Origin of the sequence: Acinetobacter sp. ANC5681, assembly GCF_023488045.1 — a bacterium.
Classification (GTDB): domain Bacteria; phylum Pseudomonadota; class Gammaproteobacteria; order Pseudomonadales; family Moraxellaceae; genus Acinetobacter.
Genome location: NZ_JAMFKZ010000009.1, coordinates 35,708 through 60,693, shown reverse-complemented (window position 1 = coordinate 60,693; position 24,986 = coordinate 35,708). Strand labels below are relative to the sequence as shown.

Sequence of the window (24,986 nt, the reverse complement as noted above, 5' to 3'; positions counted from 1 at the left end):
CAGATTTCTATTCATTTGCTCAAGATACACTAACGATAGTTCACACCATTATTCAAATCAAAAACTTCACCACTTAAACAATTGGGGGCAGCATCTGCTAACCAAAATGCCATATCTGCAATTTCTTGTGCTTGGCAAAATTGCTGATTCAACGTGGCTTCTTTTAAACGTTTCTGTCTCTCAATCGGAATCTTTTGCATCATCTGAGTTTCAACAGGACCAGGTGCGATGCTAAAGGTTTGAATATGATATTGGGCATGACTTCGAGCTAAACTACGCATCCCATTTATCAACCCTGCTTTTGAAATTCCATACCAAATATCAGGATGTCCAATTTGCCCTGCAATTGATGCAATACTAATGATGCGCCCAGATTGCTGTGTTTTAAACATATTCTCAGCCACATCTATACTCAATTGCATGGTATGAATCAAATTCACATTCATAATGTTATACAGCTCATCCCACGTATATGAACTTGCTGTGAGTGTATTCATATAACCTGCATTATTAATCAGAATATCAAATCGTCCGATCTGCTCCATAACACTTTTAAGTTGCTTATATTGCAACATATCCGCTTGCCAATGATGTAAATGAGCATGGGTATATTGTGGTACTTGGCGAGAAATATTATGCACTTCATAATGCTGATCTAAGAATTTCTGGGCAATTGCCTGCCCGATCCCTTGACTTGCTCCAGTGATAACCACTTTTTTCATCATCAACCTATTATTCATCTAATTCAATAAAATGTGGTAATTGTTGGAAACGTGTTAGCCAAGCTTGAACATCTGGATATTGATCTAATTCAATGTTTCCTTGATGCGCTAAAGCGATGTAGGGATAACAGGCAATGTCTGCAATCGTAGCTGATTCACCAACCAACCAATGTCTTGTTTTTAAATGCTGATTCACCACTGCTAATGATGCATGTGACATCACAGTGGCATTCTCGATATCAATGTTCGGTTTCTTGATCAAATGAAATGCCCGAACTGCCGATAAACTAGAAGCAATTCTTTGGTTGGCAAAAAACAACCACTCTAAAATACGTGTCATTGTGATTGTTTCTTGTGGAAACCAAAGTTGATGAGCATCATATGTTTTGGCTAGATAGCATAAAATTGCCTGTGAATCATGAATATATCTCCCCTGATCCTCTAAAACAGGAATCTGCCCTAAAGGATTGAGCTTTAGAAACTCTGCCGTTTTTTGTTCTTGATGAAGTAAATTTACGGAGATTTGTTCATAGTCCAAATTCAAAAATGAAAGTAATAATCTGATTTTGTAACAATTTCCTGAGATTACAGTATTATAAAGTTTCATTGTCATCTTCTTTTGTGGTTATAGTTTCACTGTACCGAACGATCGGTACAAAAACAAGTGATCTGAGTAATTTTTTATGGATAAACCAACATTGATTCGATCTTTGTTAAGTATTTTTAGAGAATACGGCTATGAAGGTGCATCTTTATCTAAAATCTCAGAACGTACAGGTCTAGGTAAAGCCAGTTTGTACCATCATTTTCCAAATGGAAAACAACAAATGGCACAAGAAGTTTTGAGCTATTTAGAACAATGGCGCGAAGACAATATTTTTATTCATCTACAAAGCAGTACCCTACCCATTGAACGTTTAGAAGCTTTAACAAATTCATTGAAACAGGTGTATGAAAATGGTCATGTGGCATGCATTTTGGCAGTTTTGACCTTGAGTGAAGCTCACCAAATATTCTTACCTCAAATCCAACCCGTCTTTTTAAGATTGATTGAAAACATTGCACTCGTTTTACAAGATGCAGGAATGACAGAGGATCAAGCTTTAGAACGGGCACAAGATACCGTGATACGCATTCAAGGGGCTTTAATCTTATCTAGAGCATTACAAAGCTCAACACCTTTTTTACAACTGATGGATAAACTACCTAAACAATTATTAAGTAATATTTGAATTCTATAAAAAAGGCGCATAGCGCGCCTTCTTGACTTGACGCAATTATCATCTTAAATACGTCTTGTGAATCTATGTATATTTTTAAGTTAATTCTTCATAGAGAACCACAAAAAATGACTCTATGCTGCTTTCGATCAGCTCAAAGCATCATGCAATTTACGCATCTTCTCCCACAATATTCGCCATATAATCAATTGCAGATCGAACTGTGATAATTTTCTCTGCCTCTTCATATGGAATTTGAATACCAAATTCTCCTTCCAAAGCCATAATAAGCTCAACTACAGCTAATGAGTCAGCGCCTAAATCATCTGTAAAAGATGCATTAGGCAAAACCGTGTCTTCATCTACACGAAGTTGCTCAATGATGATCTCTTTAACACGTTTTGCTATATTCATAAAATTCCCTTTTGTTGTTATGGTTCCATAAATTATTTTAAATAGCATAAATTTTATACGCCTAAATAAACTCTTTTCATATTCAGAGTTTACTTTTTCTTGTAAAAATATGTATAAATCCTCTCAAGCGAAAGTTGAACACATAAAAAAGCCACCTTGCGGTGGCTTTTGATCATAAAAAATGATTAGCCAAGTTTTTTACTTACATAATCAATTGCAGATTGAACAGTCGTGATTTCATTTGAATCTTCATCAGGGATGGTGATATCAAAATCATTTTCAAAAGACATAACTAATTCAACTAGATCTAAAGAGTCAGCACCCAAATCATCCATGAAAGATGCTTCGTTTTTAATCTCTTCAGCACGAATACCTAATTGTTCAGCTACTGCATGTTTGATACGTTGTTCGATATCGCTCACAGGAATTCTCCTCATTGCTTGTGGCGTTTTAATTTGCCACTAGTTTAATTGAATATAAAATTTTTTAAAAGTTTATACATCGCCACTTAGGCCATGTATAAACCACCATTTACGTGTAAAACTGTACCAGTAATGTAACTAGCCTTATCGCTAGCAAGGAAACTCACTGCATTCGCAATATCTTGAGGTTCACCTAGACGATTTAAAGCTACTTGATCACTCATTTTTTTACGAACATCTTCGCTTAACTGATCAGTCATTTCAGTGGCAATGAAACCAGGTGCAACACTGTTCACTGTAATCTGACGACTACCCATCTCTTTGGCTAAGCTACGACCGAATGCTTCAATCCCTGCTTTTGCTGCCGAGTAGTTGGCTTGTCCAGGGTTGGCAAAATGTGCAACCACTGAACTAATATTAATAATGCGACCAAAACGTGCTTTCGTCATACCTTTAAGCACACGCTTAGACAAGCGATAAACAGCTTTCAGGTGAATGTTGAGAATGTCATCCCAATCATCTTCAGACATGCGAAGTAGCAAATTATCTTTGGTAATGCCTGCATTGTTGACCAATACCAACACTGAACCATATTTTTGTTCAATGTCTGAGACAAGTGCATCAATCGCTGTGCCATCACGAACATCGAGTACAGCACCTGCTCCATGTTCAGCAAAACTTTCTGTGAGTTTTTGCGCGCCTGATTCAGAAGTCGCGGTACCAACTACAAAAAAACCGTCTTGAATGAGTTGCTGTGCAATTGCTGCGCCAATACCTCGGCTTGCTCCTGTCACTAACGCAACTTTTCGTTGTTGTGTCATGCAATTTTTCCTTCAGCCACTAACACTGCGTTTAGGGCATCTTCCATACGTGCTTTGCTATCAATCGCAAATGCTTTTTCTATGTTCGGTAATCGCTTGGCAAGATTGCTGAGTACTGTACCTGGTCCACATTCAACCACGTACTGGATACCTTGATCTTGTAGATACTGCATCGTACGTGTCCATTGAACTGACTGGTATAACTGAGCCGTTAATGCCTGACGTAACTGAGCAACATCTGTCGCAATTTCCGCGTTGACATTTTGTATTACAGGAAGGTGTGGTAGCTCAATGGCAGTTTGTTCCAAAGCTTCAGCAAACTTTTCTGCTGCTGGTTTCATCAAGGTACAATGTGACGGAACAGAAACAGGCAATGCAATCGCTTTACCAGATTGCTCTTTTGCTTCAGCCATAACTTGCTGAACCAAAGCTGTACTGCCTGCAATCACCACCTGACCTTGCGCATTATAATTCGCCGCTTCAACCGAACCTTGGCCTGCCGCAGATGCATTCACTTTTTGGCAAAGCTCGATCACTTTCTCATCGGCTAAACCAAGAATTGCAGCCATTGCGCCTGTACCTTGAGGAACAGCACTCTGCATCAATTTTCCGCGTAAATGGACTAATTTAACAGCGTCAGCTAGAGTCATTGCCTCTGCTGCAACAAGCGCACTATATTCTCCCAAAGAATGCCCAGCCAAGTATTTCGGTGCTATACCCCCTAACTCTAACCATACACGCCATAAGGCAATACTTGCTGTTAGCAAAACTGGTTGAGTATTTTCAGTTTGATCTAAACCCTCACCACTTTGGGCAATCTGCCAAAGATCAAAACCAAGTGCTGCTGATGCTTCTGCAAAGGTATCTCGAACGACACTAAACTGCTCTGCAAGCTCAGCCAGCATCCCTACTTTTTGTGAACCCTGACCAGGAAAAACAAATGCTGTTTTTGTTGCTTGAGCAGCCTGCTCAAGTCGCTTAGTCGACATATAAAAATCCTTAAAATGGTCTATCGCCAGTTTTATCAACACTCATGATTCTACATGAGAATGACAACAGACTCTTTTCCGATGCGGCAATTTACCATTGATTAAATCGTTTTTTAATTGCGAAAAACAACAAAAAAGGGAGCTTTCGCTCCCATTTTTTTATACTTTAAGCTAACGCTTAATGCATATAACTCAATTATTCAGCATCAGCTGCTTTAGCGAATAATTGACGACCACGGTAAATACCGTCTTTAGTCACGTGGTGACGACGATGAGTTTCACCAGTAGTTTGGTCTACAGATAATGCATTCTCGGTTAAAGCGTCATGTGAACGGCGCATGTCACGGCGAGAGCGACTTTTACGGTTTTGCTGAACGGCCATGATGGCTCCTTACAAAGATCGAAAAATGGATCAGAACAAATTCAGTTGTCTTAACTCAACATGATAACACAAATTGTGTTATGAGTTAAGTTTGCCTTTCAAACTTGCCAAAACATCAAACGGGTTATCCCGCTTTTCTTCGACAACATCCTGAACGACAGGTTGATGTTTATGCTCACAAACATCATGTTTGGGAGACAAAGGCATCAACAATAACAATTCATCTTCTAGTAATGCGAGTAAATCAATCGAAGCAGGTGTATCAATACTCCCTTTTTTTGACGATTCACTTTCACCTAAAACGATGAAATCAGCATCCTCATCCAATCGCTCTATCAGTGACTCATCATCAATTAAAGCTAAATGAAATTCTGAGACTAATTCAATTTCAACAGATCCCAAACAACGTTGGCATTCCATTGGAACTTTAGTATCAATATGTCCATCTAACCATACAATGCGATGATAGGCATCCATTGATAGCTTACAGTCTATGTTGATCAATTGATCATCAATTGAACCAACAGCTTCTCGAGCAATACGAGCAAAGCGAGACAATGGCAGTGTTCCTGACCATGTATAGCCCTGTTCAGCCCATTTAAATGGCTCGATTTGGCTTGGAAAAGTATTTGCTGACATAATTAAGGCGGCAATTCTACAAATTCATCGGTACTCTGTCAAAGATTAAGATACAATTTTGCACTTCTTTAGACAGAACTCGTGGTAACACAGCAATGCATCTGTTGCAGCCGCAACTTGAAGTAACAACTTCATCACTTGTTAGCCCCCATTCAATCACTGCTCCTATGTTAACACCAGATCAAGTGCAACGCTCATCTTGGAAAACGTTAACAACAGAACCAGAACAGGTTGATTGGCTTATTTTACACTTTAATGATTGGTTTTCCCACCATAATGTCACGCTTGTTAAAGGTGATTTTGAACCAGAATATTTCCCAGCGATAAATCAACAGCCTGCAAAAATCCAGTTTGCACATGGTTTTTTTAACAGTGCCCTGCATGAAATTAGCCACTGGTCTATTTCTGGTGAGAAGCGACGTCTTTTACCTGATTTAGGTTATTGGTATGCACCCGATGGTCGTACTGCAGAACAGCAAGCTTTATTTGAACAAGTTGAAATTAAGCCTCAAGCCATTGAATGGTTATTTGCAACAGCCTTTGGTCGAAAGTTTCGTGTCTCTTTAGATAATCTAACGGGTGATAGCGGCAATGGGACACAATTTAAAGATAATGTTTTTGCTCAAGTACAACGTTATTTTTCAGGTGAAGCCACTTTGCCACGAGATGCTGCACTTTTTATTCACTATATCTGTGTTTGTACCCGTAATGGCTTACCATTACAACTAAATGAATTTAAACGTGAATTACTTGATTGAATGACAAAATTAACACATCTAGGACTTGCATCTTTACTAGAACAAGTTTCATACTTAATTCAGCCATAAAGATCAGGGAGTTACAATAATAATGTTACATTTACATATTCATCCTGAAAATCCACAGGCTCGCTTAATCACTCAGGCGGTTGAACGTATTCGTGCGGGTGATGTGGTGGTTTATCCAACTGATGCAGCCTATGCGATTGGTTGTCAGATTGGGAATAAAAGTGCGATGGAGCGAATAGCTCAGATTCGTGGCTTAGGTCCTAAACATCAATATGCAATTATGTGTTGTGATTTATCTGATATTGCAACTTATGCAAAAGTTGATAATGCGATGTATAGATTGTTAAAAGCCAATACCCCTGCTATTACCACATTTATTTTACCTGCTACCAGTGAAGTGCCAAAACGCTTAATGCACCCAAAGAAAAAAACCATTGGTCTGCGTATTCCAAGTAATCCTGTTGCACAAGCTTTATTACAAGAACTTGGCGAACCGTTACTCACCAGTACATTGATCTTGCCTGATCAAAAAGATCCGCTTGATGATCCTTATGATATTGAAAACCAGCTCGGTAAACGCATTGATGTGTTTATTGACAGCGGCTTTGGCACCTTATCCACCACCAGTATTGTTGATTTATCGGGAGAAAATCCTGTGATTGTTCGCCGTGGCGTTGGCGATGTCAGTGCTTTTGAATAAGCACTGATCCTTATTCAATCAAAAAAATCAGACAACTTCTGTTTCTGAATACCCTGCCAATCAAAATTGTCTGGGTTTAACCATTGCTGATAAGCATTTTTTAATTCCGACCACTCATCATCAACAATCGAAAACCATGCAGTATTTCGATTTCGTCCTTTTATGATCCAATCTTGGCGAAATACGCCTTCATACTGAAAACCGAAGCGTAAAGCAGCAGTTTTAGACGGCGCATTACAATCATCACATTTCCATTCAATACGTCTAAAACCATGTGCAAAACATTGTTCTAGCAGTAAGAAAATTGTTTCAGTTGACGCCTTTGATTTTTTCATTTTATGTGAAAAATAAACATTACCAATCTCAATCACGCCATGCCCAAGCCTCGGATTTAACAATGCAACCCAACCTTGTATCTCTTCAGCAACTTGAATTAGAAAATGAGTGGAATCTTTAAAACCGAATAAGTTGTCTAATGAATCTTTTAAACTATGTTGGCTCTGTGGAGCTGAATAAGGCAGATAAGTCCAGCATCGTTCATCGGGTTCTGTGGATACAGCTTTCCATAACTGTTCTGCAACCTGATTCGTAATTCCATCTGCTACATCAACCAACTGAACGTATTGTCCAAATATATTTCCCTGCACGGGTGAAGCTGTCACATTTTCTTCAAGCGAAAAACCTGTCGTTTGTCCGAACTGATTCCGTTGTGTTTTTAAATAATTTTTCATGGTGACTTATAGTTTAGAAATGCGATGTTGAATGACCGATTTAAGTATAAGATTTTTATATCATCCATATTCGCTTGTATAAGTATAGAAAATACCCTGAGAACTTTAAGGTTTTTGTAAGTGAGTAATTTATTAAATGAAGGATTTCGATTAGAATAGGCTTGCTTGTAGCATGTGTCACTTTCTTGAACACAAAAAAATCATCCTTTCATGCTTTTGAAAATTCGCGTGGCTTATAAACGGTAATGAATCAAATTCTTCCTTCGACCTTGGAATTAATTCCTTCCATTCGTGTGCTTGACGAGTGGCAAGAAGTCATACCTGAAGATTTGTACATTCCACCTGCCGCATTTGAAATTTTACTGGAGCAGTTTGAAGGGCCATTAGACTTTCTGATTTATTTGATTCAGAAAAATGGCTTTGATCTTTTACAACTCGATATTTCACCAATTGCAACCCAGTATTTATCCTATATGGATAGTATGAAGTCTTTGAATATCGAATTAACTGCTGATTATATGGTGATGGCAGCACTACTCGCTGATTTGAAATCACGATTATTGCTTCCAAAACCAACTCTAGTTGATCAATTTGAAAAAGATCCTAAACAAGAATTGATTGATCGTTTAGAAACATACCTCCGTATTAAGCAAGCAGCTGAACGATTGGGGCAAATGCCAATCTTTGAAAGAGATACTTTTAGTGCCAATGTCAGTATTGGACATATTGCTCCAATTTATGAGGGTTATGATGTCGATGCCCTGCGTGATGCATTATTCTGTATCTTTAACCGTCCTGAACCGATTACCCATGTGGTTGCACAGGAACCCGTATTACTTGAAGAACGTATAGCATTTATTGAAGGTCAACTTGCATCAGGTCAAGCATTAAGTTTTATGGAATTATTAAATCCTATGCAAGGTCGTATGGGCATGGTGGTGACTTTTATGGCAGTGCTTGAACTCACGCGCCAGCAAAAAATTCAAATCATCCATACAGGTATTGAAGCTCCTTTAACAGTTCAAGGCATTGCAGCATGAGTTTAGATCCATTTGACACCAATGAAGGAATGTCACTTGAAGATATTCATCACGATGTCTTATTACAGATTGAAGCAATTTTGTTCGCTAGTGACTCACCAGTTTCACTTGCACGATTAAAAGAAGCATTTCAAAACCAATATAATAAACAACAATTACGTCATTTTTTACAGCAACTTGCGATGTTGCAACATGGCCGTTCAATTGAGTTAATTGAGACGGCTCAAGGGTTCCGCTTTCAGGTGCGAGCAAAGTATCGCAATATTATTGCGCAGGTTTGGCCTGAACGCCCGACCAAGTTGTCACCCTCGTTGCTCGAAACAGTCGCCGTGATTGCGTACCATCAGCCTGTTACACGTGCTGATATTGAACAGATTCGTGGTGTATCGAATAATAGTCAGATCTTGAGAAACTTATTTGACTGGAACTGGATCAAAGAATCTGGTTTTAGAGATTTACCTGGAAGACCTGCGTTGTTAGTCACAACGCCCCAATTTTTAAATGCATTTGGTTTAGCTTCGCTAGGTCAATTGCCTCCCCTGCAGAACGCCAAGGAAGCATTCATGACACTCGATGCACATGCACCGAAGTCTTGAGAGGTGAACTGTTGATCATTATGTCTAAGGTTGTGCTGTCATGAGTGAAAAATTACAAAAGGTTTTAGCGAGAGTCGGGTTAGGCTCACGTCGCTATATGGAGGAAGTCATTGCTGCTGGTCGCGTCAGTATCAATGGAAAAATTGCTCAAGTGGGTGAACGTATTGAACCTACAGATGAACTCCGTATCGATGGTCGTAAAGTTCAGTTTCAGGTTGAAGATGAAATTCGCCGCCGTGTTCTCATTTATTATAAACCAGAGGGTGAAATTTGCTCACGCAATGATCCTGAGAAACGTCCAACTGTATTTGATCATTTACCACAAATCGCCAATGATCGCTGGGTAATGGTGGGGCGTCTGGATATTAACAGTACAGGCTTGTTGTTATTCACGAATGATGGTGAACTTGCGAATCGTTTGATGCATCCTTCAAACGAAGTTGAGCGTGAATATGCGGTACGTGTGATGGGTGAAGTCACGCCACAAATTCGCAATAACATGCTGAAAGGTGTTGAACTTGAAGATGGTCCAGCCAAATTCGAATCATTCTCTGAAATTGGCGGTGAAGGTATCAACCGTTGGTATCAAGTTGTGGTGAAAGAAGGCCGTAATCGCGAAGTACGTCGTATCTTTGAATCACAAAGCTTAAAAGTAAGTCGCTTGTTACGTACCCGTTATGGCACTGTCATTTTGCCACGTGAATTACGTACAGGTCGTTGGATGGAATTAGATAAAACTGATATCGACAACTTAGCGAAATCAGTTGAATTAAAACCACGTCAAGGTACTGGCTTGTTTGGTATGGCGAAACGTCGTACTGAAAAAATGGCAGAAAAACCATTGGCTGCACGTCGTGGTGGTTATTTACGTCAGCAACGTCGTGATGATGAACAAGATCAATCACAGCAACAGCAACGTCCAAGTAGTAATGGCAACAATAACAATGGTCGTAAAACCATTGGTTTTAATAAAGGCTTTAAGAAGTTCTAATTCTTGGCTTTAAAATGAAAAAACGCTCTGATTAGAGCGTTTTTTTATGCTTGAATTTTAATGATGATGGCTTACCCCCTGCGGAATCGCATTCAGCAGTTTCTTGGTATATTCATGTTGTGGATGTAAATACAACTCATCCGAATTGGCAATTTCAACCAACTCACCATGATTCATCACCATTACCTGATCAGAAATATATTTCACTACAGATAAATCATGCGAAATAAAGATATAACTCAAACCAAATTCATCCTGTAGGTCCTGCAATAAATTCAATACTTGCGCCTGCACCGAAACATCTAAGGCAGAAACGGATTCATCACAGATCAAAATCTCAGGTTTTAAAGTCAGACAGCGTGCGATGGCAATCCGTTGCCGCTGCCCACCTGAAAACTCATGCGGATAACGGTCATAGGCATCTACAGGTAAACTGACTTTTTCCAGTAACTCCAAAGCCATCTTTTTGCGCTCAGCATCATTCTGACCTATGCCATGAATCCGCATCGGTTCTAATAAAATCTGCCCGATGGTAAAGCGTGGATTGAGTGAAGCATAAGGGTTCTGGAAAATAATTTGAATCTTACGTTGATACCGTGAAAATTCTTTCTCAGTCATGGCAAGAATATCTTTGCCACCAATCAAAACCTGCCCACCTGTCGCCTCATGCAAACGCATTAACAATAGACCAATGGTGGTTTTCCCAGAACCCGATTCACCGACCAAACCCAAAGTCTTACCTTTCGCCAATTGAAAAGATACACCTTTGACCGCCTGAAATTCCTCTCGCCCCCATAAACCTTTACGGCTATAAAACGACTTTTTCAGATCTTTAACATCAAGCACAATCGGTTCATCACCAGACAAACCACGGACACGCTGTTTCAGATTTAATTCGGACAAATTGGTTGCTTCAATCAATTGTCCATTTTCGTCCTGCTTCATAAAATCACTGGTCACAGGTAAACGGTATGGTCGGGTTGAAAGTTGTGGTCGGCAGTGCAACAAAGCACGAGTGTACACATCTTTCGGTTGTTCTAACACTTGCTCAACAGCGCCAGATTCACGGATTTCACCATGCCGCATTACGATCACTTCATCAGCAATTTCGCCAACCAGTGCTAAATCATGCGTGATGAAAAGCATCGACATTTGATGGCGTTGTCGTAATGATTCCAACAAATCAATGATTTGCTTTTGAATAGTGACATCTAAAGCCGTGGTTGGTTCATCCGCAATCAATAGCTTTGGTTCACAGGCGATTGCCATCGCAATCATCACCCGTTGCTGCTGACCACCAGAAAGCTGACTTGGATACGCATCTATTTTTGTTTCAGGTGCAGGGATACCGACTTCTCGAAGTAACTCAAGCACTCGTACTCTGGCCTGCTTGCGTCCCATGCCTAAATGAATGCATAGCACTTCGGCAATCTGATCTCCGACCGTGAATACAGGATTCAATGAAGACATCGGCTCTTGGAAAATCATGGCAATTTCCTTACCACAGATTTTCCGAATTTCTTTTGCAGATAAATTCAGTAAATCCTTACCCTCAAAAGTAATACGACTTTGCGCTGCAATTTGACTTTGTCCTTTCGGTAATAAACCCATCACCGCTAGGGAAGTAACCGATTTACCACTGCCCGACTCACCGACCAAAGCCACGGTTTTATTTTTAGGAATTGAAAATGAAATTCCTTTAACCGTTTCGATCCATTGTTTATTTTCACCTTTAAAGCTGATCTGAAGATCGTCTACCTGTAATAGCGGTGTTTCATTTTGAGGTTGCATATTTTTTCTCCGCTATTTCAACTTAGGATCTAAAGCATCACGCAATGCATCGGTAAACATGGAGAATGCCGTGACTAAAACCGCCATCGCAATCGAAGCCGCTGCCAATTGCCACCATTTCCCCAAAATCAATTCATTTTGCGCTTCATTCAACATACTGCCCCATGACACCACCCCCACAGGCACACCAAAACCAAGGAAGCTCAGAATCACTTCAGATTTAATGAATGACACCACCAGAATCGAAATTTGAACCAACGCGATATGACTGACATTCGGGAAAATATGCACAAACATACGGCGTAAATGACTCACTCCAATGGCTTTGGCGGCAAGTACATATTCACGCGATTTGTGTTTCATATATTCAGCACGAACCAAACGAAATACCCCAGTCCAACCCGTTAGACCTAAAATCAAAACAATTGACAAAATTCCTTTTTGTTGGAGTACCGCAGCGATCGCGAGCACTAATAGCAGATAAGGAATCGAAGTGAAAATGTTATAGAACCAATTCAGTACATCATCAATCCAACCGCCAAAATAACCTGCAATCGCGCCAAGAAAAGTACCAATCACCACCGCCAATAAAGCAGATAACAAACCGACCAGAATTGAGGTTTCAGCACCTTTAATAGTTTTGAGCAGCACATCTTGCCCCCACTTATCTGCCCCAAAAGGCAACGTGGTTTTTAACTCTTGTTTTTGATCAAGTAGACGCCCACCAAGCTGTTGATCAATTTGCTGCATATCCTCTGCTAAAGGATCAACCACACCATAATTATCAATGACTGAGCTACCTTGTTGTTCAGCCTGAATTTCGGCATTGAGCTGTTGAATCACATCTTTCAATGGATCAACTGGATTTTCAGGTAATGTCTCTATCTTCTGGCTACTGTCTTTCATTTGATCTGAGTCAGTATCCGCCCCTAAAAATGTCGGTGGCGCGTAGCTGACGGCGACTTCTTTATTCCAATTGGAAGCAATCACGCCTGTCATTGATAACGCGAGCAAGATGAAATAAAACAGCACCACCAAGAAAGAAACCACGGCGATTCGATCTGATTTCAATCGATTCAATGCCAACTGCCAGAGTCCTGTTGATGCAGGAGACTCACTTGAGGAGGATTTGCCTTTAAAAATTGTACTGAGCATTGTCATCCTCCTATTTCAACTGTACGCGAGGATCGAGGAGCTTGTAAATCAGATCGGCGATCAAGTTAAAAATCATGGTCACAACAGCGATATATACGGTAATCGCTTTAATTACAGGGAAATCACTACGCTCAACCGCAATAATAATTTCACGCCCGATGCCCGGAATACCAAAGAATCGCTCAATCAGGAAAGCACCAATCAGTAAGGCAGGCAGACTAGCCATCACTTCAGTGACAATTGGAATCGATGCATTACGCAAAACATGCACACTCAGTACCCTAGACTCCCCCACACCTTTGGCACGCGCAGTCCGCACATAATCTTGGTTAATTTCATCCAGGACGAAGCTTCGATATAAACGTAGTGTTGGGGCAATGCTCACCACCAACATGATTAAGATAGGTAGCAAAGAATATTGGAATAAGTTTTGACTAAACTGATCACTCCAGCCTTGTACGGGGAACCAACTGAGTTGGTATGCCAACACATACTGGAACACGATGATATACACCAAAATACTGATCGACATGCCAATGGTACACAGCATCATGACCATACGATCTGTCAGTGATCCACGTACCGATGCCACCGCCAAGGCCAGCACAATCGAAACCACAGTTTGTAAAATCACCAATGGAACCAGCAAGGTCAGCGATGGCCCCAAACGGGTCAGGATAATCTGTGATACAGGCTCTCCCGTACTCCAACTCGCACCATAATCGAAAGTCAGAATCTGTTTAATAAAAATCCACAGCTGCACATAATAGGGCTGATCAACGCCCAATTGTTTACGGATGTTTTCGATTTGCTCTGGGCTAGACATTTTCCCTGCCAAAATATATGCAGGATCTCCCCCCACCCAGTTAAACAAGAAGAAAATCAGCAAAATGACCCCCAACATGGTCGGGATCATTTGCCATAGTCTACGCACGAGATAAGCAAGCATAATGGCAAATCCTTATTTGACCCGTTGACCTGTAATTTCACTAAAGAAAGCTTTGTTATCTGGTTCTCTGCCTAAGAAATCTTTGACCAGTTGAGCTGCATTCTTTTGGCTGCCTTGAGATAAAATCGTTTGGCGGTAACGCTGACCCACTTCTGGATTATTCAAGTTATCACCGAAAGCAGACAACATATCCAGAGCCAATACTTCAGACCACATATAACCATAGTAGCCTGCTTGATAGCCCATCAGATGTCCAAACTGCCCAGGAAATTCAGTATTCGGCACATAGCCTAGAGCGGTTGCGGATTCCATTTTTTTCCACACATCCATCGGCTGTACTTTGAGTGCATCAACGCCATGCAATGCCATATCATATTGTGCATAAAGCGTTTGACGTGCATACCCTAATCCACGTCCATAATTATGCACAGCTTTTAATCGTGCAATCAGTGCATCATCCACTCTCGGACAAGCAGGATCACAATAGTCAGCGACTTTAGATAAAGTTTCTTTACGGCGCGCCCATTCTTCATACATTTGCGATGGCGCTTCAACAAAATCACGCTCTACTGATGTTCCTGACTGACCTGAATAGCGGGTTTTTGACAAAATTTCATGTAAAGCATGCCCAAACTCATGCACAAAAGTTTCAAGCTCATTGCTGTTTAAACCTTTACGATTAAAATTAGTCACTAATACTGAAATTGGTTTACGTTTACTCAGCGTACTGCCCCCATATACGCCCCATACTGCTGCATGACCATATTTACCTTCACGTGGGAACTTATCCATATATAAGCTACCCAATATCTCACCTGTTTTTTGGTCTACAACATCGTAATATTCGACTTCTTGTTGCCACGTATCCACTTTAGCGGCTTTAAACTGAATACCATACAAATTTTCGGAAATTGCAAATAACCATTTCTGTGCGGCGAGTGTTGGGAAATAATCACGCAGTTTTTCTTGGTCAATCTGGTATTTGTCCTTGCGTAGTTTTTCGCTCCAATACCCCACATTCCAACGGTTAATTTCAGCTTTTTCCAAAGAAATATTTAGGGTTTTAGCTTTAAATGCACGTAACTCCTGCACCTCTTTTTGCTCTAAAGGTGCCACGACTTTATGAACATCTGCTAAGAAGTTATTCACTGTTTTTGGTGTTTTCGCCATGCGTTTCTTTAATGCCCATTCTGCATAACTTGGCTGACCAAATAGCTGTGCTAATTCATAACGTAAGTCGACAATCTGTTTAAGCAGGACTAAATTCTTTTCTGTACCACGACGTGTAAATGCCGTTTGATAACGTTTTCTTGCATCATCACTGTCTGAAAGTTCCATAAATGGTTGATATTCAGGATATTCAAAACCCAATAAATAATTGCCTTTATCATTTTTCTTTAAGCCTGAAATATAACTTTCAGGTAGTCCCTTTAATTCGGCTGGCGTGAATTCTAATTTCTCTGGATTGTCGCGGACATTACGAGAGAACTCTTGCGAAAGTTTGGTGAGTTCATCCAATATATATTTTAAACGTGCTCGTTTTTCAGGTGCAAGCTGCACCCCTGTATCTTCAAATTGATCAAGAATATCTTGACGATATTTACGATCAATTGGATCTGTTGTTTTGGTATTTTTAATTCGTTGATACAATTTTGGGTTCTGATAAATTTCAGTCTGCAACTGATTGATTTTTACTTCACAATCATCAGCAGCCTTACGAAATTTCGCATCGGGATGCACATTGCTATATAAGCTAATTGGCCCAGAAAAATCCTCAAAGCTTGCCATCAATTGATCCCATTCAGCAAGAACAGGTGCAGCTGTCGATTGCGGTTGAATGGATTGTTGTTCTAATTGAGAAATACGCTGTTGTAACTTGTGTAAATTCGCATCGCACCATTCTGCACTGTCATTCAGTTTAAAAATAGGTAAAACAGCAGATGTGCTTTCTGCCCACACGCCTTGACTCATCCCTGTGATCGCCATAGATAACAGACATAGTGTCGATCGTTTCAAGATGTTCTTCGCCATTATTATTTCTCTCCAATTTAATTTCATTCATATGTTGTTTAGGTTTCTCACGAACCTTCTTTCGACACTATGGTTTGTTTTGTTGAATATCGATATACATCCACTCTGCGGGCAGAATCGGATGCTTTTTATAGCCAATCACTCGAGGTTGAGCCACGACAGTACGGTAACGGGTCGACATGAATTGTACAGGGGCATAAAACTCTAAAAGACGTGACATTTTTCGATATAACAAATTCCGTTCAGGACCATCAGCAAGTTTCAATGACTGTTCATATAAACGATCATATTCTGGCAATTTAAAACAAGTATGGTTGGTGGCATGAATATTATTGCCATAAAACAACTGCACAAAGTTGTCTGCATCAGGATAGTCTGCAATCCAAGCGGAAGCTTTAAACATGGTTTTACATTGTTTTTCAGCCTTTAAACCTTCTGCAAAAGGCACAGGTTTAGAGACCATATTGACTTTGATATTGGCTAATTCTTTCTTTAACAGTTCTGCCATCTGCATACTGCGTGCACTGCTACTGGATGGCATAAACTCAATCACCAGTGGCTTGCCATTCGGCAACATCCGCCAACCATCTTTGCCCACTTTGTAGTTATAACGATCTAGTAATAAATTTGCTGCTTTGACGGAATACGGAATGCTGCTTCTATAACTGGGATCATGCCCCGCGATACCATAAGGAATCGGCGATTCTAAATTTTTGGCGTTCCCTTTGGCTAAAATGTTGATAAATTTCTCTTTAGAGGTTGCCATCGCCATTGCACGGCGTAAAGCAATTTTCTCTTTACTCACGCCACCGACCACAGGGTTTTGTATATTCCAATACAAATAATCAATCGAAGGGTCAGCAATACGTGAAAGTTGAATCCCTTTTTTTGCTAACTCTGGCTTTAACTGACCGTCTTTTAAAGCTTGTGCAGGTAATTCACCATCTAAAGTAAATATATCTAGCCCATCTTTTTGGAAAGATAACCATCCTGACTGTGATTCTTCAATCACCTGAATATCAACTACACCAATCTGCGGCATTTTTTTGCCTTGCATTTGCTGTACGATTTTCTGATCTTCAGGATGGGTCGCTTTAAAATTCCATGTGTAACCGCGATAATCAGGATTTGCTTTCAAAATAATACGCGAGCCTGGTGTCCATTGTGCAAGAACATAAGGCCCTGTCCCTACAGGATGTCCCATCGCATAGCCTGCTTTATCACGATAATCTTCAATCACTTCACGCGCGACTGCCCCCGTTGGTTGATGTGCAAGTAGCATTGGAAAATTATAATTTGGCTCTTTTAATCGAATCACCAAAGTATAACGATCTGGTGTTTGTAGCCCTGCAATCGGCTGATCGTAATTAAATTTTCCATTTTTCGCTGCTTGCTGGATAGCACTATCTATTCCTGAGATACGTCCATCAAACAACCAACTGTTGGGTGAATGTAGATTTGGATCAAGCAAACGTTTAAAAGAATAGGCATAGTCTGCTGTAGTTAATTCTCTCGCTTTGCCTTTAAATACAGGATCAGGGGTGAAATAAATTCCTTTTTTTATTCGAATGGTATAGGTCAAACCATCGGTACTCACTTCTGGCAAAGCCACCGCCGTATTTGGAACGAGTTTTGCGGGTGAAGCTAAATAATCATAGGTATATAATGTTTCAAACACTGAATACAAAATATGTGCTGAATATAAATCTTGTACAGCAACAGGATCAAATCCAGTCTCAGCCACGGGAAAAGCATAACGTAACACTTTTTTTGGATCGGCAGGGCTTTTCGCTTCTGTAATCGTTACCCCTAGACTCAATGTTGTCCCCAATAACAGCACCAGACTAGTCCGTTGCATCGAAAGTTTAAAATTTTGCTTCATCATAAACACATCACTTATTTTTGATTTGGTGAAACAATATCTAAGTATTGCCAGTTGGTATTCATAATTGGATGAGCTTTAAATCCCTGCACATCAGGTTGAATCAACCAGTTCCGAATCCGTGTATCTTGTAAAATCCACGTTCCATCTGCTTCAATTTGGCGACTCATTTTTTCATAGAATGGCATACGTTTTTCAGGGGCTTGCTGCATCGCCTGTTTATATAAATTGTCATAAGCAACTGACTGATAACAGGATTGATTACCACGACCAACATTCGGACCATAAAGCAATTGCGTGAAATTTTCACCCTCTGGATAATCCGCATGCCATGCTCCACTCCACATCATGTATTGACACTGGGTTGCGGCTTTTAAGTTATCGGCAAAATTACTGACTTTAAAGTCTGCCCGAATCCCGATTGCATCTAAATTTTTCTTCCACAATTCAGAATACATCACGGAAGCTGTACCACTCTCGGTATTTATTTTTAAGGTTAAAGGCTTCCCATTGGGCAAATTACGATAGCCATCTGGGCCTTTTTTATAGCCAAAATGATCAAGTAATTTATTGGCTAAAACAGGGTTATAACCAATACTACTGCGATAATTCGGGTTATGACCATTAATGCCTGCAGGTACCAGCATTTCAGCCTTAACCGCCTGACCTTTTCTTAAGATACGAATATATTCATTGACATTAAAAGACATGGCGATGGCACGTCTTAACGCAATTTTATCTAGGCTATTTCCTCCAACAACAGGATCACGCATATTCAACATTGAATAGGTGATCTCTGCCTCTTTATTGGCATACAAACGTATACCCTGCTTTTGCATTTCTGCTTTTAACTGATTATTTTGATCAAGCACTTTAGGAATTGCACTTGAAGTGACCTTATCAAAATCCAGTTGTTTGGACTGAAAAGCCAGCCAACGTGATTGTTCTTCTTCGATAATGCTGATATTGACTTTGCCAATTTGTGGCATACGCTTGCCACTCATTTGCTTGACGAGTTGATTATCCCACGCTGTTCCAGTGGACTTGAAATTCCAAACAAAGCCGCGATAATTTGGATTAGCAATCAGTTCAATCTTGCTACGTGGGACATATCGACTCAACATATAAGGCCCTGTTCCCACAGGATGCATGCCTAATTGATCTTTATAATATTCAACCACTTCTCTAGCCGTCGCTCCAAATGTGCTATAGGCAAGAATATAAGGAAAATTATAATCAGGTTGCGTCAAGGTAAATTGAATCGTATATTTATCCAGTGCTTTAACGCCGTCAATCTTGGCATCATAGTTAAATGTGCCCGTTTTTTTGGCTTGGTCCACCAGTGCATTTGCACCAACTAATTTGTTATCAATAAAAGAAAAAGAAGGCGCATGATTTTTAGGGTCTAATATCCGCTTAATGGAATAGACATAATCTTCAGCAACTAGCTCTCTACGCTTGCCTTTAAATGCAGGATCATCGGTAAAATAAATCCCTGGCTTTATTTTAAATATATAAACCTGACCATTTTTTTCAATCACAGGTAGGCTTTCTGCTGTAGATGGAACCAATTTTACTGGGTTAGCGAGATAATCGTATTGAAGCAATCTTTCAAAAATTACATCGGCGACATTTCCGCTGTAAAAATTAAAAGTTTTAACCATATCAAAACCATCATCTGGGGCTTCAAAAGCAACACGGAGTACTTTATCTGCCTGAGCAGGTGTTTTTGCATACCCCATCGGCATAAATACAATAACGGTTGATAATACAGTGACCGTAAAAAAAGTTGACTTCAAATCAGTGCTCACATCATCGTTTTTTAATAAATACTAGACTTTTAGATTGTATTCAACTTTATAACCAAACTTACTTTAACTATTTAATAATTCAGTATTTTTATCAAATCATTATTTCTTCTAAAAAATTTAACAAGCAATCAAAACATACTCTTGTTTATCTATTTTATTTCATTGATGACAACTGGAATAAGCTTACTACTCACGTTATAGCCTTGTGGTTTGTTATTACATGCATCTCCGGTTACTGTCGTTCGAATCACATAAGGTGAATAAGGCATGACATTTAAATAACCCGAATTGTCTCGGCCAGTACGGCAATCTTCTGCGCCCAGTTTTTCATCGTAGCGACCGTCATAAGAAGATTCCTCCACTTCTGTAATCAGTTTGCTTGTCCACTGAGTGAAATAAACTAAACTTTTAGTAGTTTCAACAGTACCTTGTCCCGACCCAGCACTTTCAATTTCGATCAGTTGAATCGGTTTGCCTTTATAAACGGTTGAATGCACTTTAAAGCTATTTGATTGGCCACCAAACTCTTTTAAGATTCGAGCCTGTTTTAATTTTGGACGGGTTAATACATAACCAGCCCAAAAATTACGTCCTGCATTGTCAAAACTCACACTCGATAAATAGGCTTCTTCACCTGAGATCAGTTTTACGGCTTCGGTTGAATCGATATGAATGGCTTGAGGTGGATTGGCATTTGAATCTTGTAAATTAGTGATCCAACTAATGATGGTTTTATCTGTGGGTACAGTAGCGTGAGTTGTCGAGATTAGACCTGACAGGCAGAGGGTTATATAAATAAAATTCTTTTTATTCATTATGATTTCTCTTTAGTGATTAAATCTGAAAGCGGTCTTGACGGAGTCTCCCCCAGCTCTCATCCGATCATAGGGAAACCTTCTTACTTTTCAAAGATGAAAAGTAACAAAAATCTTTTGTTAGACTGACGGTACGTCCTGAGCAATTTCAAAGCAAGGCTTTGAAAGCAGCGCAAGGCACTCTAACTTGGCGGCATCCTTGCCGCCCATCACGATTACAGATATTTACTAGACAATAAATATCTAAAGCTATTTAAATTTTTCCAACTCAATCCATTCTGCTTCTGGAAAATGCTTTGTCAAATAAGCTTTTAAATAATCAGCCGTATCTTTCGAAATAAGTGGATCTTTCGACTCATCCTTTAAGTTATACACCAAAGCATGCAAATTCAAATCACGCTGCTTTAATGCCTCTAAACTCAATAAGGTATGATTAATACTACCTAAACGCCCAGAAGTCACTAAAATCACAGGAAATTGATGTTGAGCAATATAATCAATGGTCAACAACTCTGTGGTTAAAGGCACCATTAAACCGCCCGCACCTTCTAATAGCACCACATCAAAACGCTGAGCAAGCTCTTTAGTTGCAGCTTCGATCTTGGCAAAATCTAGATCACGCCCATCCAACCGCGTGGCTAAATGTGGCGAGGCAGGATAGCTAAAAATTTCAGGCATGGTCAATTTTTCATGATCTTCTGGAAACCAACCACTTCCCATAATTTCACGGTGTTTTTCGATGTCTTCAGACACATCGACATTACCCGTTTGTACTAATTTCTGGGTGATAACACGCTGCCCTTGTTCGGTCCAAAGTTTGGCAAGATAACCTGTGGCATAAGTTTTACCAATTTCAGTATCAATACCGCTGACAAAATAAATTGCTGCACTCATGCTATTCTCCGCGCAATCACATAGATCGGGTGATAAGTCAGGCTAAAACCCTGCTCACCATAAAACTGTTGATAATCTAAATAAAACTGCTGCAACGATTGCTTAGTCCAACGATGCGATTTTGCTGTTGCGGTCACGCCTGTTGCTTTTAAATGCTGCAATACCGATTTTGGATGATCAAAATAAATCTGCTTCACTTCTTGCTCAATGAACAGCACTTCAAAGTTTTGCTGTTCAAGCTGTCGTTTTAAAAACTCTAGGCTAATATAATTTAAGCCTTGTCCTGTCAACTGCTTAATTTCAGTGAGATTATCTGACCCAAAAGTGGAAAAACCGAAATATGCATTGGGTTTTAAAGCATCATGAATTCGGTGCAATAACGTAGGTAGATCAGTCATCCACTGTAATGCTGAACTAGAAATCACTGCATCTAAGGACTGCGGTAAATGCAGTTGCTCAATATCTCCGATCAACCAAGCTATATTTTCAATCGTTGAAAAATGCTGATCTACATCCTCATAAAGATCATTTAAAAATAGTTGATCAACTTGAAAATAAGAATGAAATAAGTGAGTTAAATTACCCGAACCGCAGCCAATCTCAAGCACAGAGGCTAAGTTCTGCGGACAATACACTTTAAGGTATTTAAATAATTGTGCACTAATCTGTTTCTGTACCACAGCATGCTCGACATAGCTTTGCCCTGCTTTGGCAAAACGTTGGGCAACCAGTGCTTTATTAATACTCACAAATACTCCACTAGTTGTTGCAATTCATTTTTTTGCACCAAAGAGGTTAATGAAATTCGCAGGCGTGAACTATTTTGTGGCACTGTTGGTGGGCGTACTGGCATAGCATAAAAGCCTTGTTGCTGTACATAACGTGCTTTTTCAATGGCCGCTTGGCTTTCACCTACGATAACTGGAATGATATGACTGCTCGAGGGGCTTGAAAAACCTTTTGCAATTACCGCTTGCTGTAAATACTGACTGATCTCGGCCAAGTGCTGACGCTGTTGCTGCATGCTCAATACTTTATTAAAAATAAAATCTGACCATGCCATTGAGATCGGTGGCAATGCGGTACTAAAAATCAATGGACGCATTTTATTGATCAGATAATCACGGATAATCGAATCACAAATGATATAACCGCCCACTGAGGCAATTGCTTTGCCAAAGGTTCCCACCAAGAAATCAATCTGATCCAATACGCCATATTGTTCAGCACAACCCAGACCTTGCTCTCCCCTAACCCCAATCGCATGTGCTTCATCGACATACAACATGGTTTTGGCAAAGCGCTGCTTTAACTGCGCCAATGCAGCTAAATCCGTTTCGTCGCCATCCATACTAAAAATACTTTCAGTCACCACAATAATGCGTTCAACTTGTTCATCTTGATGATACTTTTGCAATAACTGTTCCAGATGCTGCAAATCATTATGGCGATAACGCACATATTGAGTATTCGATAATCGAATGCCATCAATCATACTGGCATGTACCAGTTTATCGGCTAGAATCACGGTTTTGCTATCACACAAGGCTGGCAAAATACCGATATTCATGTGGTAGCCACTATTGAAAAGTAAAGCTGCACGACCAAAGGCTATGCTTAGGCTATTTTCAAATTGTTCATATTCTGCAAAATTACCCGTCAGTAAGCGTGAAGAAGATGAACTAAAGAGCGCTCGTTCAATTTTCAGCGTATCAAGAAATTCTTCTCTTAAATTTAAGTCAGCGGCCAAGCCTAAATAATCATTGGATGCCAGATTCAACATGGTTCGATCTTGAATCGTGATCCATTTTCCCTGCTGTTGATTTGCAGTAAATTGGCGGAAATTACCTTGCTGTTTGAACTGGTCAAGCTGCTCGGCATAATGATCAAGCAAGGACATTGGCATTTGCTCCTTGCATATTTTTTACCACTTCACTCATCTGTGCTAATAAATAATGGAGTTCGTCATCGCTAATCACATACGGCGGCATCACGTACACCAATTTTCCAAATGGTCGTACCCAAATACCCCGTTCAACAAACTGTTGCTGCAAGGTTTTCATATCGACATTACTGGTTAATTCAACCACACCAATCGCACCTAAAACCCGTACATCCGCAACATGATCAAGCTGTGATAAATCATTTAAATGTTCAACCAGAATCTTTTCAATCCGTTGAATATTGGCTTGCCAATCTTGCTCAACCAATAATTGGGTGCTTCTTAATGCTACTGCACAAGCCAGCGGATTCGCCATAAAGGTTGGGCCGTGCATAAACACACCCGCTTCACCACGACTAATGCTTTCAGCCACTTGCTTGGTGGTCAAGGTTGCAGACAGCGTCATATAACCGCCCGTTAAACCTTTGCCAATACACATAATATCGGGTTCAACTTGGGCATGTTCCCAAGCAAACATTTTACCTGTACGCCCAAAACCCGTGGCAATCTCATCAAAGATCAGCAATAAATTGTATTGCTTACATAAAGCTTTGGCCTGACGTAAATATTCAGGATGATAAAAACGCATCCCACCTGCACCCTGAACAATTGGCTCGATAATCAATGCGGCAATACTCTGATGATGCTGTTCGATCTGCTGTTTGAGCTCTTGAACATCTTGTGGAGTCCACTCACCATCAAAGCGACATTGTGGCGCAGGTACAAAGATTCGATTCGGTAAACTACTGCCAAAAATCTGATGCATTCCTGTGACAGGATCACACACAGACATCGCATTCCAAGTATCACCATGGTAGCCAGAACGTGTAGTAATAAAATTGGTTTTCTCAGGTTGATTCAATGCAGCCCAATACTGCACTGCCATTTTTAAGGCGACTTCTACTGCAACTGAGCCTGAATCTGCGTAGAAAATCTTATCTAAGTTCGGCGGTGTAATTTTTAATAAGAGTTTACCCAATTCAATTGCAGGTTCATGCGTCAAACCACCAAACATGATATGCGCCATGTTTTGCAATTGGTCAGCAACTGCCTTGTTTAGTTGTGGATGGTTATAGCCATGAATCGCACACCACCATGACGACATGCCATCAACCAAAGTTCGCCCATCTTCTAATTCAATGGTTGCGCCATAGGCACGTTTCACTTTAAAAGTTGGCAGTGGATTTAACATCGAAGTATAGGGATGCCATATATGTTCTAAATCAAATGAGTCTGTCATCCGTTATTTACTCTTCATCCTAAGCCAATTAAATTCATGGCA

At 40.1% G+C, this 24,986-nt stretch carries 26 protein-coding genes; 6 read left to right on the top strand and 20 right to left on the bottom strand.

Features of this window, described 5'->3' with window-relative positions:
- Positions 1-29 precede the first annotated feature (29 nt).
- Complete coding sequence (locus M5121_RS07460; protein ID WP_249570799.1) at positions 30-722, bottom strand: SDR family NAD(P)-dependent oxidoreductase; 693 nt, start codon at positions 720-722, stop codon at positions 30-32.
- Positions 723-732: 10 nt separating this feature from the next.
- Complete coding sequence (locus tag M5121_RS07455) at positions 733-1,329, bottom strand: glutathione S-transferase family protein (protein WP_249570798.1); 597 nt, start codon at positions 1,327-1,329, stop codon at positions 733-735.
- Between the two features lie 76 nt (positions 1,330-1,405).
- Here M5121_RS07455 and M5121_RS07450 point away from each other — a divergent pair, with 76 nt between their 5' ends.
- Complete coding sequence (locus M5121_RS07450) at positions 1,406-1,954, top strand: TetR/AcrR family transcriptional regulator (protein WP_249570797.1); 549 nt, start codon at positions 1,406-1,408, stop codon at positions 1,952-1,954.
- A gap of 159 nt (positions 1,955-2,113) precedes the next feature.
- Here the strand turns inward: M5121_RS07450 and acpP (M5121_RS07445) are convergent, their stop codons facing one another.
- The 6 genes from acpP (M5121_RS07445) to M5121_RS07420 form a co-directional block, all read right to left on the bottom strand.
- Positions 2,114-2,356, bottom strand: a complete 243-nt coding sequence (gene acpP, locus M5121_RS07445; RefSeq protein WP_005158385.1) for an acyl carrier protein — start codon at positions 2,354-2,356, stop codon at positions 2,114-2,116.
- Between the two features lie 185 nt (positions 2,357-2,541).
- A complete protein-coding gene (acpP, locus tag M5121_RS07440; protein ID WP_005158388.1) occupies positions 2,542-2,778 on the bottom strand; it encodes an acyl carrier protein in 237 nt (78 codons plus the stop codon).
- 86 nt (positions 2,779-2,864) lie between these two features.
- A complete protein-coding gene (gene fabG / locus M5121_RS07435) occupies positions 2,865-3,599 on the bottom strand; it encodes a 3-oxoacyl-ACP reductase FabG (protein ID WP_249570796.1) in 735 nt (244 codons plus the stop codon).
- Positions 3,596-4,588 (bottom strand): ACP S-malonyltransferase, encoded by a 993-nt coding sequence (gene fabD, locus M5121_RS07430; protein WP_249570795.1) that lies wholly within the window; start codon positions 4,586-4,588, stop codon positions 3,596-3,598. The genes fabG and fabD overlap by 4 nt, the downstream gene beginning before the upstream one ends.
- A 196-nt stretch (positions 4,589-4,784) precedes the next feature.
- On the bottom strand, positions 4,785-4,970 hold the full coding sequence (gene rpmF / locus M5121_RS07425) for a 50S ribosomal protein L32 (RefSeq protein ID WP_004638135.1): 186 nt from the start codon (positions 4,968-4,970) through the stop codon (positions 4,785-4,787).
- A gap of 78 nt (positions 4,971-5,048) precedes the next feature.
- A complete protein-coding gene (locus M5121_RS07420) occupies positions 5,049-5,609 on the bottom strand; it encodes a YceD family protein (protein WP_004663562.1) in 561 nt (186 codons plus the stop codon).
- 95 nt (positions 5,610-5,704) lie between these two features.
- Between M5121_RS07420 and M5121_RS07415 the strand changes: the two genes are divergently transcribed.
- Entirely contained in the window at positions 5,705-6,367 is a 663-nt protein-coding gene (locus M5121_RS07415) for an elongation factor P hydroxylase (protein WP_087544725.1), read from the top strand.
- A 91-nt stretch (positions 6,368-6,458) separates the two neighbouring features.
- Positions 6,459-7,076, top strand: coding sequence for an L-threonylcarbamoyladenylate synthase (locus M5121_RS07410; RefSeq protein ID WP_087544727.1), 618 nt, complete (start codon positions 6,459-6,461; stop codon positions 7,074-7,076).
- A gap of 14 nt (positions 7,077-7,090) precedes the next feature.
- Here the strand turns inward: M5121_RS07410 and M5121_RS07405 are convergent, their stop codons facing one another.
- Positions 7,091-7,807, bottom strand: a complete 717-nt coding sequence (locus M5121_RS07405; RefSeq protein WP_249570794.1) for a GNAT family N-acetyltransferase — start codon at positions 7,805-7,807, stop codon at positions 7,091-7,093.
- A gap of 245 nt (positions 7,808-8,052) precedes the next feature.
- On the opposite strand from M5121_RS07405, the gene M5121_RS07400 reads away from it, so the two are divergent.
- From M5121_RS07400 to rluB, 3 genes are read left to right on the top strand one after another with little or no spacing between them, the layout of a single operon-like run.
- Positions 8,053-8,847 (top strand): segregation and condensation protein A, encoded by a 795-nt coding sequence (locus M5121_RS07400; protein ID WP_249570793.1) that lies wholly within the window; start codon positions 8,053-8,055, stop codon positions 8,845-8,847.
- Positions 8,844-9,443, top strand: a complete 600-nt coding sequence (gene scpB, locus M5121_RS07395; protein ID WP_004663573.1) for an SMC-Scp complex subunit ScpB — start codon at positions 8,844-8,846, stop codon at positions 9,441-9,443. The genes M5121_RS07400 and scpB overlap by 4 nt, the downstream gene beginning before the upstream one ends.
- A gap of 40 nt (positions 9,444-9,483) precedes the next feature.
- Entirely contained in the window at positions 9,484-10,434 is a 951-nt protein-coding gene (gene rluB, locus M5121_RS07390; protein WP_005217971.1) for a 23S rRNA pseudouridine(2605) synthase RluB, read from the top strand.
- A gap of 57 nt (positions 10,435-10,491) precedes the next feature.
- On the opposite strand, the gene M5121_RS07385 is transcribed toward rluB, so the two are convergent.
- From M5121_RS07385 to bioA, 11 genes are all read right to left on the bottom strand, one after another.
- Entirely contained in the window at positions 10,492-12,225 is a 1,734-nt protein-coding gene (locus M5121_RS07385; protein WP_249570792.1) for an ABC transporter ATP-binding protein, read from the bottom strand.
- 12 nt (positions 12,226-12,237) lie between these two features.
- Positions 12,238-13,380 carry an ABC transporter permease gene (locus M5121_RS07380; RefSeq protein ID WP_249570791.1) on the bottom strand — a complete coding sequence of 381 codons (1,143 nt, stop codon included), beginning with the start codon at positions 13,378-13,380 and terminating at the stop codon, positions 12,238-12,240.
- Positions 13,381-13,390: 10 nt separating this feature from the next.
- On the bottom strand, positions 13,391-14,329 hold the full coding sequence (locus M5121_RS07375) for an ABC transporter permease (protein ID WP_249570790.1): 939 nt from the start codon (positions 14,327-14,329) through the stop codon (positions 13,391-13,393).
- A 12-nt stretch (positions 14,330-14,341) separates the two neighbouring features.
- Positions 14,342-16,360 (bottom strand): M3 family metallopeptidase, encoded by a 2,019-nt coding sequence (locus M5121_RS07370; protein WP_249570789.1) that lies wholly within the window; start codon positions 16,358-16,360, stop codon positions 14,342-14,344.
- Between the two features lie 67 nt (positions 16,361-16,427).
- The gene (locus M5121_RS07365; protein WP_249570814.1) at positions 16,428-18,242 is read right to left on the bottom strand and encodes an ABC transporter substrate-binding protein; all 1,815 of its coding nucleotides are present in this window, start codon (positions 18,240-18,242) and stop codon (positions 16,428-16,430) included.
- Positions 18,243-18,256: 14 nt separating this feature from the next.
- Entirely contained in the window at positions 18,257-20,041 is a 1,785-nt protein-coding gene (locus M5121_RS07360) for an ABC transporter substrate-binding protein (protein WP_249570788.1), read from the bottom strand.
- Positions 20,042-20,202: 161 nt separating this feature from the next.
- Entirely contained in the window at positions 20,203-20,868 is a 666-nt protein-coding gene (locus M5121_RS07355; RefSeq protein ID WP_249570787.1) for a hypothetical protein, read from the bottom strand.
- Positions 20,869-21,117: 249 nt separating this feature from the next.
- Positions 21,118-21,762, bottom strand: coding sequence for a dethiobiotin synthase (gene bioD, locus M5121_RS07350; RefSeq protein ID WP_249570786.1), 645 nt, complete (start codon positions 21,760-21,762; stop codon positions 21,118-21,120).
- Positions 21,759-22,511 (bottom strand): malonyl-ACP O-methyltransferase BioC, encoded by a 753-nt coding sequence (gene bioC / locus M5121_RS07345; RefSeq protein WP_249570785.1) that lies wholly within the window; start codon positions 22,509-22,511, stop codon positions 21,759-21,761. The genes bioD and bioC overlap by 4 nt, the downstream gene beginning before the upstream one ends.
- Complete coding sequence (locus M5121_RS07340; RefSeq protein WP_249570784.1) at positions 22,508-23,662, bottom strand: 8-amino-7-oxononanoate synthase; 1,155 nt, start codon at positions 23,660-23,662, stop codon at positions 22,508-22,510. Before M5121_RS07340 ends, bioC begins: the two co-directional genes overlap by 4 nt.
- The gene (gene bioA, locus M5121_RS07335; protein ID WP_249570783.1) at positions 23,649-24,944 is read right to left on the bottom strand and encodes an adenosylmethionine--8-amino-7-oxononanoate transaminase; all 1,296 of its coding nucleotides are present in this window, start codon (positions 24,942-24,944) and stop codon (positions 23,649-23,651) included. The genes M5121_RS07340 and bioA overlap by 14 nt, the downstream gene beginning before the upstream one ends.
- Positions 24,945-24,986: the final 42 nt, after the last annotated feature.

Excerpts from the sequence above, each read along its gene's own strand:
- acpP (WP_005158385.1), bottom strand. The coding sequence starts at position 2,356 with ATGAATATAGCAAAACGTGTTAAAGAGATCATCATTGAGCAACTTCGT.
- fabG (WP_249570796.1), bottom strand. The coding sequence starts at position 3,599 with ATGACACAACAACGAAAAGTTGCGTTAGTGACAGGAGCAAGCCGAGGT.
- M5121_RS07415 (WP_087544725.1), top strand. The coding sequence starts at position 5,705 with ATGCATCTGTTGCAGCCGCAACTTGAAGTAACAACTTCATCACTTGTT.
- M5121_RS07385 (WP_249570792.1), bottom strand. The coding sequence starts at position 12,225 with ATGCAACCTCAAAATGAAACACCGCTATTACAGGTAGACGATCTTCAG.
- M5121_RS07405 (WP_249570794.1), bottom strand. The coding sequence starts at position 7,807 with ATGAAAAATTATTTAAAAACACAACGGAATCAGTTCGGACAAACGACA.
- M5121_RS07450 (WP_249570797.1), top strand. The coding sequence starts at position 1,406 with ATGGATAAACCAACATTGATTCGATCTTTGTTAAGTATTTTTAGAGAA.
- M5121_RS07410 (WP_087544727.1), top strand. The coding sequence starts at position 6,459 with ATGTTACATTTACATATTCATCCTGAAAATCCACAGGCTCGCTTAATC.
- M5121_RS07365 (WP_249570814.1), bottom strand. The coding sequence starts at position 18,242 with ATGAAGCAAAATTTTAAACTTTCGATGCAACGGACTAGTCTGGTGCTG.
- M5121_RS07420 (WP_004663562.1), bottom strand. The coding sequence starts at position 5,609 with ATGTCAGCAAATACTTTTCCAAGCCAAATCGAGCCATTTAAATGGGCT.
- M5121_RS07370 (WP_249570789.1), bottom strand. The coding sequence starts at position 16,360 with ATGGCGAAGAACATCTTGAAACGATCGACACTATGTCTGTTATCTATG.
- M5121_RS07375 (WP_249570790.1), bottom strand. The coding sequence starts at position 14,329 with ATGCTTGCTTATCTCGTGCGTAGACTATGGCAAATGATCCCGACCATG.
- M5121_RS07400 (WP_249570793.1), top strand. The coding sequence starts at position 8,053 with ATGAATCAAATTCTTCCTTCGACCTTGGAATTAATTCCTTCCATTCGT.
- bioD (WP_249570786.1), bottom strand. The coding sequence starts at position 21,762 with ATGAGTGCAGCAATTTATTTTGTCAGCGGTATTGATACTGAAATTGGT.
- M5121_RS07340 (WP_249570784.1), bottom strand. The coding sequence starts at position 23,662 with ATGTCCTTGCTTGATCATTATGCCGAGCAGCTTGACCAGTTCAAACAG.
- M5121_RS07460 (WP_249570799.1), bottom strand. The coding sequence starts at position 722 with ATGAAAAAAGTGGTTATCACTGGAGCAAGTCAAGGGATCGGGCAGGCA.
- rpmF (WP_004638135.1), bottom strand. The coding sequence starts at position 4,970 with ATGGCCGTTCAGCAAAACCGTAAAAGTCGCTCTCGCCGTGACATGCGC.
- bioA (WP_249570783.1), bottom strand. The coding sequence starts at position 24,944 with ATGACAGACTCATTTGATTTAGAACATATATGGCATCCCTATACTTCG.
- scpB (WP_004663573.1), top strand. The coding sequence starts at position 8,844 with ATGAGTTTAGATCCATTTGACACCAATGAAGGAATGTCACTTGAAGAT.
- M5121_RS07455 (WP_249570798.1), bottom strand. The coding sequence starts at position 1,329 with ATGAAACTTTATAATACTGTAATCTCAGGAAATTGTTACAAAATCAGA.
- M5121_RS07380 (WP_249570791.1), bottom strand. The coding sequence starts at position 13,380 with ATGCTCAGTACAATTTTTAAAGGCAAATCCTCCTCAAGTGAGTCTCCT.
- fabD (WP_249570795.1), bottom strand. The coding sequence starts at position 4,588 with ATGTCGACTAAGCGACTTGAGCAGGCTGCTCAAGCAACAAAAACAGCA.
- M5121_RS07355 (WP_249570787.1), bottom strand. The coding sequence starts at position 20,868 with ATGAATAAAAAGAATTTTATTTATATAACCCTCTGCCTGTCAGGTCTA.
- rluB (WP_005217971.1), top strand. The coding sequence starts at position 9,484 with ATGAGTGAAAAATTACAAAAGGTTTTAGCGAGAGTCGGGTTAGGCTCA.